Here is a 12,041-nt window from a genome sequence, read left to right as displayed (position 1 = left end):
CGCCACTCATACGAAGTATGAATTTGGGGTATGAAATTGTAGTAGGTTGTTACATTGCTTTTGGGAATACAATAGAACATTTTACACCTTGAGCTGTGTTTTGTATTCCATAAGGAAACTGATGTTTATCTAATATTTGCTTTACAATATATAGCCCAAGGCCGCTACCTTGTACTAATCCATGTTTGCCAGGGTTTGCGCGATAGAATGGCTCAAATAAATGGGCAAGTTTATCCTCATCGATTTGTGAACCTGTATTTAATACTTCTAATGCGTACCCGTTTGGCTTTTCATAAAGTTTTATATAGACATGCTGATGATCAATTGTGTAATGAATTGCATTTGAAATAATGTTAAAAATAGCAGTTTGAATAAATTTAGGATCAGCTAAAATTTGTACATCTTGTTTAATGTTAGATTGAACATTTAATTGCTTTACAGATACAAAGTAATCTACTTTTTTCATAACATCCTCAATAATAGAAGTTAATGAAATAACTTCTAAATTCGGTTTAAATTGAGGGTTTTGTATTTTGGATAATTCTGACATCTTTTCCGTTAATATGTTGATATCTTGCATCATCTCATAGGAGCGTTTTAAATATTTATCTCTATCTTTATAAGCACCAATTCCGTGAATCATGCCATCGAGTTGTCCCATAACTGCCGCGATGGGGGTTTTTAATTCATGGGATACCATAGACATAAATTCTTTCCGAGATTGTTCTAACTGTTGTTCCTTTTTGAGCTCACTTTTTAAATCTTGATTGCTCGCATGTAAATTCTTCACAATATTTGGGACCTGTGAAGCAGCTACTTGTAAATTAAAATCTGTTTGATCTGTATTTGTGTTAAGTGCTTTTTTATCTGAGAAATCAATATTCATAATATCTTTTAAAGCATCGCTCATATATTGAAAAGGTTTGGCAATTAGTTTTGTATAAATTAAGGATCCAAGTAAAGATAATGCAAGCATTGTCGCGCCAATATGTGGAGCTAATTGCTGCAGTGCATCTGCTAATTTTGGATGATCTTGAGCATCAGTTGTTTTACTTGCTGCATTTTGTTTATGTAAGGCATCATTAGTAGCGACTTGCTTTTCCGTTTCTATAGGTGGAACAGAAGTACTATTTTTTTCCGTAATATTTTGAGTATGTTCTTTTGCTTTTGCAGTTTGGCTAGGCTGCAAAAGGTGATTTATGGCTGTAGAGAGTGTTTTATAATCTATAATAGAAGATTGAAAATTAGGAATTATACCCTCTGAAACAGCCTTACTTTGATTCGTTTTACTTTGGTCGTTTTGTTTGTCTGAATCCGCTTGTTCTGTCGTCAGCGCTCCATTTTCTTTCGCAAAACGTTCTTTATCGTAATTTGAAGCTAGGAAGTAAATAATTTGATAAAGACAAAGTGATAAAAGAATACAAAATAATAAGGTTTTGATGAAAATATTTTTGGTGATGTTGTCGGTGCTACGATTCGATTTTGTAGCCAATGCCTTTCACCGTTTTAATATAAGGAATCCCTAATTTTTTTCTTAAGTTTTTAATATGTGTATCTATAACTCTTACATCACCATAATGTTCATAGCCCCATACCTTATTTAGCAAATCACTTCTTGATAATACTTTTCCCCGATTTTGCAGTAAAGTATAAATAATTTCAAATTCCTTTGTTGTCAATTCAATTTGATTACCATGAACATAAGCGGCATATGCTGTAGAATTTAACATTAATTCATGGAATTGTAGTATAGTTGCAGTTTCTGCTTCCTTCGTTGCTGCTCTTCTTAATACAGCTTCTACACGTTTAATAAATACGGTGTAATGGAACGGTTTTGTAATATAGTCATCAATACCTAATTCAAATCCTTTAATTTCACTTTCTTCATTATGTAAGCCTGTCAACATAATGATTGGTACATCAGATTGTCCTCGCATAATTTTACAAATACTATAGCCATCTATATCTGGTAACATCACATCAAGGAGGACAAGATCGTATGAATTTTTTTGGAAAAGAAGTATACCTTCTGTTCCAGCGCCAACGACATCAACGGTAAAGTTTTGTGCCAATAGAAATTCACGAATCAGTTCTTGTATATCTGGGTTGTCTTCAATCACCAGTATATGCGTCATAGTAACACCTCCTAAATAACGCTTTTCACTGCAATATTCGAATTCATCATTTTTGAATGACTCAGATTGTTTATACATATAATAAGCCCCCGCTATAAAATAATCATGAAAGTAGCAAGGGGAGTTGTTTAGCGAAACTGAATATTTCAGAATTACAGTAGTTCTATTATAGTATGTATTGTAGAATTTATAAAATATTATAACTGTATAATTTTAATATCCATGTTTATCAATGTTTTGATGTCATTTGACACAATCTATTTTCATTATATATGTAAATACAGTTGTTTAGCTACTGTAAATGAAGAAATAAAATAAGCCAAGACATAAAATTCTTGGCTACACGTAAATCGTGTTCTTAGGTTATTTTACAGTGACAGTAGCCTGCTGGGGAATACGCTCAAATAACCAGTGTATATCATTGTTATACATACGAATACAACCTAGTGTTGTCCATTTGCCGATTGCCTGATTATTGTTCGTACCATGAATCGCATAAGTTGTTCCATAAGTTCCAGCCATATTTAATCCTAGCCAACGGTCACCAAGTGGATTACGTGGGTCGCCGCCTTTAATGTTTCCTGTATAGTAAGGACGGTTTTTAATTTTATTAACGATTTGAAAAGTACCTTTAGGTGTAGGTGTACCTGCTTTTCCAGTAGCGACAGTAAAACTCTTTATAAATTGTCCGTTTTGATAATAATCCATTTTATTTAACTGCGTGTTTACAATCAGTTGATCATTCGTTGTAGCTGCCTCAGCATTTGTGAATGGAATAGTTAAAAATCCTAATGATAATAGTGCGCTTAATAATAGTTTTTTCATTATATTCTCCTTTTTACTATTGTAATAGTCTTACATACAATGAATTTTTAATCCTCGTAATACTTTATTTACATTTTCATCTAATGTTTCAAAGAAGGTAGTAATCTTTGGATTTTGTTTGTTGTTTTTATCAATAAGTAATCTTTCATTTAGTAAAAGTTCACCATGTAGTCCAAAACTTTGAACTTGAATATTTAATTCATCTTCAGTTTCAGAAATGATCGGTAAGAAGTAGTGAAAAGCTTTCGTTGGAATGATATAGCTTTTGCCAATCATGCTTTCTTGATTTGAATTAATCCATTTTTTCGTGACAATTTTAATGTTCTTTTTTGAAACGATAAAAGATAGTGTAGTAGATTTTGTTAAACTTACGTCAAATTCACTTGTTTCACATATGTGTAAATTAAAAACGGTTTCATTTTGATGAGATTCAACATTTGTATTAATAAAATCGTGCATTTTATAAGCTTCCATTTCTGATTCACCCTTTTTTCAATTTCGAAAAGCTATTCATATTTATTCAAATTAATGCTTAGTCATTTATTGGTTAAATTTTTCAACAAATTCCGATATAATCTTACAATACGTATATGAAGCTAATATGAAGTTTGTATGAGTTTGTAGTGGTTTTTTATTAAGAACAAAATAGGGTGATTTTTAGGTGTTAAAAACTGGATAAAAAATGTATATTAATTCCTTTGTTTCGTACGATATATAGTTGTTAGCTCATTTTAAAATGTTAATAGATAGCAGCAAATAATGAACGGAAAACTTTAGTGTGAGTCTTACAAAAATGTAATAAAAATGTAAGCTATTGTGATAGTTATTTCGACAATTTTTTTATACAATAATAGTAAGAAGTTGTACGTGATTGAAAGGAGAGATGACATGGAATGGGTTCATGAATTATTTCAGCAGTACGGGTACTATGTTGTACTCGTTGGTTTGCTGTTAGAATATATTGCACTTCCGTTTCCGGGAGAGCCAACATTAGCATATGCGGGATTTTTAGCACAGAAGGGCGATTTAAGTTTACCGATTTTAATTATCCTATCTTTTATTGGGACAAGTGTAGGAATGACAATTCAATACTTTTTAGGAAATAAACTAGGTATGCCCTTTATTCAAAATTATGGGAAATACGTATTTTTAACACAAAAAAAAATCGACTTAACAAGAATGTGGTTTGATAAGTATGGATACTTCCTTATTTTTATCGGTTTCTTTATTCCTGGTGTGCGTCATTTTACAGGATACTTTGCAGGAATTATTAACTTACCATTCCGTCGCTTTGCCATTACAATTTACTCAGGTGCTCTATTTTGGGTATCGTTCTTCTTAATCGGTGGTTACTGGTTAGGTGGCAACTTACATGATATTTTTGGAGCGTTAGAAGGTCACATCGGTAAAATCATTTTTGGAGTGATTGTGATTGTAGCAATTACGTTAGGAGTTCGTTTCCGTAAACAGTTAAAACGAGTATTTTTACAAAACGCAAGTTAATATGAAATCCATTCTATGTCAAAATTTAGGAAGGCAGTGCAGACGCACTGCCTTTTTTATTTTATGTTCCAATTTATTTTCAACTTTCCTTTTAACTGGTTTCCACTAACTATAATGTAATACGTTCCGGTCTTAATTGCAGCGAAATGGTATGTATTAGGACCGTTTGAAGCTAAATAATTTTCTTCCTCTTGAAATTCACTAGCCATTTTGATATCCCCCATGTAGCCATTTGGATTTTCAGCTCGTGATTCAATCGTGAATTCTAATATGTCCCCTCGTTTTAGTTCAATGGGGACTTTATGTTTACCACTAAAATGTTGAAAAGATGCTTCGAAAGAGTTATCTGTTTTTGTTTCGACCCATTGTTCTTTTGATGTTCCAAATTTTTCTATATCTATTAAGTTGATTGTGATAAATATAATAAGCATAATGCCTGGCAAGACATATTGTATCCACTTAAATTTTGTTGCTATAACTGTACATAAATAGAAAAAAAGAGAACATATTGCTCCAATTGATCCAAGGAACAAGAACTGTCTTAGATCCGCTTCTTTAAATATTAGGAAGGGAAGAAAAAATAAATAGCCGCAAAAAATATAAAGGAGTAATGTCTTCAGTCTTGTATGTGTTTTTAATTTTAATTTATCGATGCAAATAGAACAAAAAATTGCATATGCAGCAAGAATAGGAACGAAGGGAACATATAGTAGTTCTCGTAATCCAGTTAAGAAACTATATAGTGTTGGTTGACTAGTTGTTAAGAGAAGCGTGCTAATAAGTAATAATAACAAGAAAGCTGCTGTAAGCTTAGTAAGAATGTAAGAAAAGGTAGATGTTTTTTTCATATGGAACCTCCTTTGTTTAATATTTCACATTCATTATATAAGTTATTTTCATCATAATACATCTTTATTTTTGTCAATTATTATAGTCGTAATGACAATTATAATTGACAAAAATAAGGATATTATTTACAATTCTATTTAAATAAATGAAAAAGAGGGAAGACATGAAGCTTCAAAATCGAGTGAGGGAATTGCGAGCAAAGCATCGTTTATCACAAGGGGATTTAGGGAAAGCAATAGGATCATCACGGCAAACGATTAGTTTAATTGAGCGCGGGGATTATGCGCCATCTATCGTATTGTCGTTAAAAATCGCACACATTTTCAATGTAACAGTGGAGGAAATATTTACGTTAGTGGAGGGGGAAGAGGATGATGAAGAGTAAACGAAAAAAACAATTTGATTTTGTGGGGAAAATAGCATTAAGTATGATTGGTGGCTTTTTAACATCTTATATAGCTTTAAATTTACTCTCGGATGAACCGAGAAAATTATCATCTAATACATTTATAGGTGTATGTACTATTTTTGGAATCTTAATGATGTACTACACTTGGAAGAATACACGTATGTTAGCGGAGGCACGCGATGAAGAAGAGAGCGTACAAGGCAGAAAATTAGGCATTATAAGTATATATTTACGTGTAGGTGATATAGTTACGCAGGCATGGTTTGTATATGCAGTTATTACATGTAGACGTGCACTGTTGCAGGATATAAATGTTTCATTTGCAGTGTGGAATTTAGTAGCTTCTATCGTTTGTTTAACTATTGTAGTGATTAGTGGGCTCATAACAAAAAATCGTTATAATAAGCTATATCCTGAACAAGGTGTAACATATATGGAATCTATGAAAATGTGGACTAAAAACGCAGATGAAGGCTTGAAACATATTGTGCATGAAGCTGGATATAAAGCGTATGAATTTACGAATACAATATTGGCATATGTGTGGTGGGCTGCCGTTATATATACAGCAATTAGTGATATCAACTTTGTATTAATTGGCTTAATCTCATTTATTTGGATATTGCATCTCGGAAAGTTCATGTACGAAATGCAGAGAAAAATGATTTATTAAGGGGAGAAAAAGGTGGATATTTTAAGAAGGCCAGCTGGTTCTATGACGGCGGCGTTAGTTTTGTCCATTTTATACGTAGTAATCCGAACTAAGAAATTAGAAGTAATGTTGGATATATGGGCATTATTTGGAATTTTTTTATTAGTGCTAGCTATTCATGAGCTAGGACATGTAGTGTTTGGTTTAATAGGTGGTTTAAATTTTAAATTTATGACAGTAGGACCAATTACTTTTCAAAAAGAGAAGGGGAAAGTACGCATTCGAGAAAATAAATTATGGGCGTACTTCGGAGGCGTGGCGATGTTAGTGCCTCCTTCTATAGAGACACCGAACCTTTCGAAAAAGTGGGCATGGATGACTTTAGGTGGACCGATTACAAGTTTACTATTCGGTATGACTTTTGGTTACATATACATGGTGAGTTATTATCAATATCTTTTATATTTTTCTGTTTTACACTTTGTGATTTTTGCAGCTACAGTCGTACCGATAAAAGGAACATTTTTGAGTGATGGTATGCAATTTCTCATTTTAATTAAAGATGATGAAAAGGCGAAGCAGCACTTATATAACATTCAAGTATCAAGTGAGTTATTTAGTTATAAGAGGCCGAAAGATTGGGACGAGAGATTAGTAGAAATTAGTGAGGAGAAATTAAAAGAGGATAAAAGTATAAGAGATACAATGAGCGGACTTATGCTCGTCTTTTATGCTCGAGCTGACCAAAAGGGGATGGAAAGGGCGATATCGTATATAGAACCAATTATTCAACAACCTGTAACGAAGGAAAATAAATTTTTCGTTGGGAGTTTTCATAGTTGGTACCTTTTGTATAAAGCTCTTTATGAGATGGATAGCATTTCTCTGCAAGAAGCGAAGGCGTATGGGAAGGCCATTACAAAAATGGATCTAAACGGATATTACCGTACACAAGGAATTATTAAGTATTTAGAGGGCGATATGGAAGCTTCCCGTATATATATGAAGAAGGCTGATAAAGAATTGAAGAATGCTGAAAAGAATGAATTGGGATATTTACAATTAGAGAGAGAATGGTTTGAGCAGTTGAAAGAGAGGGTATCTTACGATGGATAAGGTATCCTCTTTTTTCTATGTCGTCTTCTGCCGTTCCATAAAAAGTCTGGGGCGAGTAAAATAAGATATGAAGAGCAAAGCTTGGAGGAATTCTAGATGGAAATTTTAACGATTATTTTAATCGTCTTGCTCATTTATGCTGTTTTTAAAGTAGCATATGTAGCATTAAAGATACTTGCGATCTTATTAGTTATCTTTTTAATCGTAGAGTTCGGCAGTAAATTGCTTGGGGGATAGGGTATGTTGTGCGTTTAGGGTGTCGGTAAATCGATAACCTGTATTGGAACGTTGATATAAGTGGAGAAATGATCGATATATTATAGTGAATACTAAGTGGGGTATGTAGAAAAGAAGTTGCCTTGAGGGTAGCTTCTTTTTATTTTGATGATGGGTATGAGCAGGAAAGAATAACAAACAAAAAAAGCTGGAAGAATATCTTCCAGCTTACGAGTTACTTTCAATTTGGCGACCGTTTTCTTCTTCATTGTCTTGTAAAAGGTTGAATACGTCTGCTAGGCAGAATGCAATGAACCAAGTCCATAGACCGTGGAAGAAAGCTGAGCTTAATTGAAGTGGTAATGTATAGTTAGTCATTGAGTAGGAAATACATCCGCCAACGATTCCGATCATTGTTAATAACATTGTTTTTTGTGCATTTTCTTCTGGATTGAAGAGGAAGTAAATGTATCCACCTAAAATTGAAGCGCTTACAAGGGTTTCGATTCCATTAAAAATGATATTCTCTCCAAGCTGAGTGTTTGTCCAGAAGCAGATTGTTCCGCCGATAATAGCAAACAGGACAGCTATTGTATATCTGATATATTGATTCATATGTTCATCTCCCTATGTAATAAGATGATTTGGAAGTCAAAAAGGTAGGTATAGTATATTGAAGTGAATTTTAGTTGTACGTATCTTTTTTTATAAAAAGATCATGGAAGAATAACTAAGATGATCGGTTTTTTAAACCGTTACGTGTATGGTGTTTGAAATATACCCGACTGCTCGTTTCTTTTTGCTTGTAAAATAAGAGAAACTTCCAAGTCTATATACTCTTTTTTTGTGAGTCTGCTTTCATTATAACACATTTAGGGCCACAATAATAGAATTATCTGATTTTGTAATAAGTGTAAAAAATAAAAATCGCAATGAAATGCCATTAACAATGCCGCTTAGTGGAAGAAGGATTTTAATTTATTATGATCAAATATGTAATCAAGGTGGGATATAAAAAGGGGACTTAAATACTATAAAAATGTTTTGTAGTATGAATGAAAGGGAGGAGAGCTAACTTGGAGATCACAACAGAAAGATTAATAATTAGACCTTTTAAGAGTACTGATTTACAGGATGTATTTACTATTTATAATAATGATGATACATGTAAGTTCCTATTACATAATAAGTGGACTCATGAAGACATGCAGAAAAGATTTAATAAGAAGCTAGCAAACAATGTACTTACTAGAGATTCAATATTAAGTTTGGCAGTTATATACAAGGCTAAAGTAGTTGGTGATTTATCCGTATGGTACACAAATATGAAAGATACTGTTGAGATTGGTTATAGTTTTTCAAATGAAGTAGCTGGGAGAGGTTTGGCAACAGAAGCAGTAAATAGCTTGGTATTTAAATTATTTAATGAATGTAATGTACATCGTATACAAGCTAATCTTGATGCACGTAATACAGCTTCAAAAAAATTGTGTGAACGCATAGGCATGAGAAAGGAAGCACATTTCATACAAGATTTTTGGAATAAAAATGAATGGACAGATAGTTTTGTATATGGAATGCTATCCTCCGATTTGTAGTAATAAACTTCGTGGTTTTATTATGCTAAAGGGTGCGTTAGTTGAATAACAAAGGGCATAACATATTATATGTTATGCCCTTTAATGTATTAACCTTTTTATATGCGTTTGAAACGGCCGACAATTTCAACTGTTTCAGTAATGTTCATGAATGCTTTGTTATCCACTTGACGGATAATACGTTTCATTTCGCCTAACTCATAGCGAGTCACGACAGTGTAAATCATTTTTTTCTTATGGTTTGTATAGCCGCCGACAGCATCTACCATTGTCACCCCGCGTATGCCGTGATGCAATAGTGCGCTTTTTATTTCCTCGCCTTTTTCTGTAACTGTCATTATCGTTAATTTAATATGTTTCGTATGCACAGCATCGATAACTTTGCTGACTACAAACCGGCTAATTAACGTATAAAGCGTAATATCCCATCCGAAAATAAATCCAGCTGCAACAAGTAAGATTAAGTTGAATCCAAAGATGATTGCTCCAATCGAAATATCTCGATGTTTCGCTACAATCAATCCAACGACATCAAAACCACCTGTTGAAGAAGCAAATCGGAATATGATTCCAGAAGCTGCTCCGCAGATTACACCGCCGAATACAGAAGATAGTAGAATATCATCTGAAACTTGGTGTACAGGGATAATGTTCATCGCTAATGATGATACAGCTACAAAGTACGCTGTTAAAAAGGTTGTCTTCTTGCCTAAGTAAAAGTGACTTAAAATAAGAAGAGGAATGTTTAGTAAAAAGATAAGTGCACCGATATTGTAGTGCATTAAATAACCGATAATCATCCCTACACCAGCGAAGCCACCGCTAATCATGTTATGCGGGATAAAGAACATATTCATAGAAATTGCATACAAAATAGAGGCTATGAAAATAACAACCAACTGTATGATGAATTCTAAGTGAAATGTTTTAGCTGCTGGGAAGGATAAAAAGGCGGTGTCGGGAACGTAATCGGCGTCTCCTAGTTGACCCATAGTATGTTTCATCTCCATATTCATTTTTGATTACAAGAAGAGAATAAAGGTTTTTTCAAAAACTGGCAATAGTTTTATTATAATGCAAAAATTTTATAAATTTCTAATAAATCAAGCCTATTCATTGATGTGTGTGAATATACTAAAGAAAGCGAATACAACGTTTCTTAATTATTGTTTTCTTGAGAAAATATGCAAAATACTTTTTTTGACGATAAAAGGAAATAGAGAATGTTTGGCGAATGTGCTAAAATGACTTTATTAAGGATGTGAAGCGATGGAATTTTTATTGCAGGATGCAATTCTATATATATCGTTTGTAACGACAGCACTTTGTTTATTAGAAGTTTTCTTCCTTGCTAATGTTTCTCGCTTTGTGCGTCAGCAAGCATCAAATGGTAGACAAAGAGCTTTTGCATTAGCTGATACATGTGAAGATAGTGCGGGAAATGTACCGCTATTTTCAATTTTTTATAAGTATGGAATGATTCGTTCTGTACGCAGACAAGAATCAAGTGAAGAGAATGACGAGGTCGGTCCGTATACACCAATGTTTCGCTAAATAATTACGAAACATTGGAGGAATGAACATGTTAAAATCATACCGAGCTGTGCTCGTTAGTTTATCATTATTACTTGTTTTTGTTTTATCTGGTTGCAGTAATGCGGCCCCAATTGATGCACATAGTACGGGAATTTGGGATCATTATTTCGTATATCCAATCTCGTTTATGATTCAATTTGTTGCTCATCATATACCGGGAGCTAGCTTCGGGATTGCTATCATTATTATGACGCTCGTTATTCGTTCAGCTATGATTCCATTAGCTATTTCGCAATATCGTAGCCAAGCGAAAATGAAAAAAATGCAACCTGAATTGCAGAAGCTAAAGAAAAAATACGGTGATGTAAGTAAAGATCTTGAAAAACAAAAGCAGTATCAAAAAGAAATGTCAGAACTAATGAAATCAGGCGGTTGGAATCCACTTGCTGGTTGCTGGCCAATCTTTATACAAATGCCGATTTTTTCTGCTTTGTATTATGCGATTAGCCGAACAGAAGAGATTCGCACATCTTCATTTTTATGGGTGAACTTAGGACATGCAGATCCTTATCATATATTACCGATTATCGCAGCGTTAACGACATTCATTCAGATGAAAGTTTTTCAATCTAATATTACACCTGGAGAACAAGTACAGATGATGAAGGTGCAGCAAATTATGATGCCGGCAATGATTCTATTTATGGGATTTGCGGCGCCATCAGGACTTGTGTTGTACTGGATAACAGGTAACTTATTTACAATGACACAAACAATTGTATTAAGAAGAATAATGGAACGTGAAGAATTACAATTACAAAAAGCTTAGAACAACGCCGCTCGGGATGAGCGGTGTTTTTTTGTTAAGTCGTTAAGGAAATGTTAAGAAACCGACATTACTATAGGCATTGTATACGAAAGTGTACATGCTTTAGAAATATGAAGGAGGAAATTTCCTATGAAGAAGAAAACAGTTGGGTATTTAGCAATTGCAGGTGCTTTATCATTCGGAATCATTGGAGGAGCTGGCATACCAGCATTTGCGGCAACGAATACTCCAGCAGCTGAGCAATCTACAAAAACGGCGAAAAAAGATTTAGATGACGCTACAAAACAAAAAGTAAAAACGATTATGGACGATACAAAGAAACAGTTGAAAGAGCTAGGTGTAAACCTTCCAGAGAAAGAAAAGCGTAAAGACA

General features: G+C 33.6%; 15 protein-coding genes and 1 pseudogene. 9 read left to right on the top strand and 7 right to left on the bottom strand.

Annotated features, from left to right (window positions below):
- Window positions 1–49: 49 nt before the first annotated feature.
- The 4 genes from MR113_RS20475 to MR113_RS20460 form a co-directional block, all read right to left on the bottom strand.
- The gene (locus tag MR113_RS20475; protein ID WP_242256492.1) at window positions 50–1,492 is read right to left on the bottom strand and encodes a sensor histidine kinase; all 1,443 of its coding nucleotides are present in this window, start codon (window positions 1,490–1,492) and stop codon (window positions 50–52) included.
- Window positions 1,470–2,135, bottom strand: coding sequence for a response regulator transcription factor (locus MR113_RS20470; RefSeq protein WP_242256517.1), 666 nt, complete (start codon window positions 2,133–2,135; stop codon window positions 1,470–1,472). Before MR113_RS20470 ends, MR113_RS20475 begins: the two co-directional genes overlap by 23 nt.
- A gap of 363 nt (window positions 2,136–2,498) precedes the next feature.
- Window positions 2,499–2,960 carry a L,D-transpeptidase gene (locus MR113_RS20465; protein WP_242256489.1) on the bottom strand — a complete coding sequence of 154 codons (462 nt, stop codon included), beginning with the start codon at window positions 2,958–2,960 and terminating at the stop codon, window positions 2,499–2,501.
- 30 nt (window positions 2,961–2,990) lie between these two features.
- On the bottom strand, window positions 2,991–3,434 hold the full coding sequence (locus tag MR113_RS20460) for a DUF3978 family protein (RefSeq protein WP_242256487.1): 444 nt from the start codon (window positions 3,432–3,434) through the stop codon (window positions 2,991–2,993).
- A 414-nt stretch (window positions 3,435–3,848) separates the two neighbouring features.
- Here MR113_RS20460 and MR113_RS20455 point away from each other — a divergent pair, with 414 nt between their 5' ends.
- Window positions 3,849–4,463 (top strand): DedA family protein, encoded by a 615-nt coding sequence (locus MR113_RS20455; protein WP_242256485.1) that lies wholly within the window; start codon window positions 3,849–3,851, stop codon window positions 4,461–4,463.
- A gap of 56 nt (window positions 4,464–4,519) precedes the next feature.
- Here MR113_RS20455 and MR113_RS20450 read toward each other — a convergent pair whose 3' ends face one another.
- Window positions 4,520–5,311, bottom strand: coding sequence for a hypothetical protein (locus tag MR113_RS20450; RefSeq protein WP_097817414.1), 792 nt, complete (start codon window positions 5,309–5,311; stop codon window positions 4,520–4,522).
- Between the two features lie 164 nt (window positions 5,312–5,475).
- Here MR113_RS20450 and MR113_RS20445 point away from each other — a divergent pair, with 164 nt between their 5' ends.
- The 4 genes from MR113_RS20445 to MR113_RS20430 all read left to right on the top strand — a co-directional run bounded on the left by MR113_RS20445 (window position 5,476) and on the right by MR113_RS20430 (window position 7,726).
- Complete coding sequence (locus MR113_RS20445) at window positions 5,476–5,697, top strand: helix-turn-helix transcriptional regulator (protein WP_097817415.1); 222 nt, start codon at window positions 5,476–5,478, stop codon at window positions 5,695–5,697.
- Complete coding sequence (locus tag MR113_RS20440; RefSeq protein ID WP_242256483.1) at window positions 5,687–6,394, top strand: DUF3169 family protein; 708 nt, start codon at window positions 5,687–5,689, stop codon at window positions 6,392–6,394. Before MR113_RS20445 ends, MR113_RS20440 begins: the two co-directional genes overlap by 11 nt.
- A 42-nt stretch (window positions 6,395–6,436) precedes the next feature.
- Complete coding sequence (locus tag MR113_RS20435) at window positions 6,437–7,489, top strand: site-2 protease family protein (RefSeq protein ID WP_242256515.1); 1,053 nt, start codon at window positions 6,437–6,439, stop codon at window positions 7,487–7,489.
- 96 nt (window positions 7,490–7,585) lie between these two features.
- Complete coding sequence (locus MR113_RS20430) at window positions 7,586–7,726, top strand: DUF3985 family protein (protein ID WP_000404783.1); 141 nt, start codon at window positions 7,586–7,588, stop codon at window positions 7,724–7,726.
- Between the two features lie 207 nt (window positions 7,727–7,933).
- On the opposite strand, the gene MR113_RS20425 is transcribed toward MR113_RS20430, so the two are convergent.
- Window positions 7,934–8,320, bottom strand: a complete 387-nt coding sequence (locus tag MR113_RS20425) for a DUF3938 domain-containing protein (RefSeq protein ID WP_001077775.1) — start codon at window positions 8,318–8,320, stop codon at window positions 7,934–7,936.
- A gap of 461 nt (window positions 8,321–8,781) precedes the next feature.
- Between MR113_RS20425 and MR113_RS20420 the strand changes: the two genes are divergently transcribed.
- Window positions 8,782–9,303 carry a GNAT family N-acetyltransferase gene (locus MR113_RS20420; RefSeq protein WP_242256481.1) on the top strand — a complete coding sequence of 174 codons (522 nt, stop codon included), beginning with the start codon at window positions 8,782–8,784 and terminating at the stop codon, window positions 9,301–9,303.
- 98 nt (window positions 9,304–9,401) lie between these two features.
- Here the strand turns inward: MR113_RS20420 and MR113_RS20415 are convergent, their stop codons facing one another.
- Window positions 9,402–10,295: a YitT family protein gene (locus MR113_RS20415; protein ID WP_151632290.1), complete on the bottom strand. Its 894-nt coding sequence runs from the start codon at window positions 10,293–10,295 to the stop codon at window positions 9,402–9,404.
- A gap of 277 nt (window positions 10,296–10,572) precedes the next feature.
- Here MR113_RS20415 and MR113_RS20410 point away from each other — a divergent pair, with 277 nt between their 5' ends.
- From MR113_RS20410 to MR113_RS20400, 3 genes and pseudogenes are all read left to right on the top strand, one after another.
- The gene (locus MR113_RS20410; protein WP_242243211.1) at window positions 10,573–10,857 is read left to right on the top strand and encodes a hypothetical protein; all 285 of its coding nucleotides are present in this window, start codon (window positions 10,573–10,575) and stop codon (window positions 10,855–10,857) included.
- 28 nt (window positions 10,858–10,885) lie between these two features.
- Window positions 10,886–11,668 carry a membrane protein insertase YidC gene (yidC, locus tag MR113_RS20405; RefSeq protein ID WP_242256480.1) on the top strand — a complete coding sequence of 261 codons (783 nt, stop codon included), beginning with the start codon at window positions 10,886–10,888 and terminating at the stop codon, window positions 11,666–11,668.
- A 129-nt stretch (window positions 11,669–11,797) separates the two neighbouring features.
- A pseudogene (locus MR113_RS20400) lies at window positions 11,798–12,041 on the top strand (hypothetical protein); the annotation flags it as partial.

Origin of the sequence: Bacillus cereus group sp. BfR-BA-01379, assembly GCF_022663605.1 — a bacterium.
Lineage (GTDB): Bacteria > Bacillota > Bacilli > Bacillales > Bacillaceae_G > Bacillus_A > Bacillus_A mobilis.
The sequence above is the reverse complement of the archived record's forward strand: the minus strand, read 5'-3'. Positions and strand labels throughout refer to the sequence as shown.

What these genes read in the sequence shown, in the direction of transcription:
- MR113_RS20470 (WP_242256517.1), bottom strand. Translation starts at nt 2,135, where the DNA reads ATGACGCATATACTGGTGATTGAAGACAACCCAGATATACAAGAACTG.
- MR113_RS20465 (WP_242256489.1), bottom strand. Translation starts at nt 2,960, where the DNA reads ATGAAAAAACTATTATTAAGCGCACTATTATCATTAGGATTTTTAACT.
- MR113_RS20460 (WP_242256487.1), bottom strand. Translation starts at nt 3,434, where the DNA reads ATGGAAGCTTATAAAATGCACGATTTTATTAATACAAATGTTGAATCT.
- MR113_RS20455 (WP_242256485.1), top strand. Translation starts at nt 3,849, where the DNA reads ATGGAATGGGTTCATGAATTATTTCAGCAGTACGGGTACTATGTTGTA.
- MR113_RS20450 (WP_097817414.1), bottom strand. Translation starts at nt 5,311, where the DNA reads ATGAAAAAAACATCTACCTTTTCTTACATTCTTACTAAGCTTACAGCA.
- MR113_RS20445 (WP_097817415.1), top strand. Translation starts at nt 5,476, where the DNA reads ATGAAGCTTCAAAATCGAGTGAGGGAATTGCGAGCAAAGCATCGTTTA.
- MR113_RS20440 (WP_242256483.1), top strand. Translation starts at nt 5,687, where the DNA reads ATGAAGAGTAAACGAAAAAAACAATTTGATTTTGTGGGGAAAATAGCA.
- MR113_RS20435 (WP_242256515.1), top strand. Translation starts at nt 6,437, where the DNA reads ATGACGGCGGCGTTAGTTTTGTCCATTTTATACGTAGTAATCCGAACT.
- MR113_RS20430 (WP_000404783.1), top strand. Translation starts at nt 7,586, where the DNA reads ATGGAAATTTTAACGATTATTTTAATCGTCTTGCTCATTTATGCTGTT.
- MR113_RS20425 (WP_001077775.1), bottom strand. Translation starts at nt 8,320, where the DNA reads ATGAATCAATATATCAGATATACAATAGCTGTCCTGTTTGCTATTATC.
- MR113_RS20415 (WP_151632290.1), bottom strand. Translation starts at nt 10,295, where the DNA reads ATGGGTCAACTAGGAGACGCCGATTACGTTCCCGACACCGCCTTTTTA.
- MR113_RS20410 (WP_242243211.1), top strand. Translation starts at nt 10,573, where the DNA reads ATGGAATTTTTATTGCAGGATGCAATTCTATATATATCGTTTGTAACG.
- yidC (WP_242256480.1), top strand. Translation starts at nt 10,886, where the DNA reads ATGTTAAAATCATACCGAGCTGTGCTCGTTAGTTTATCATTATTACTT.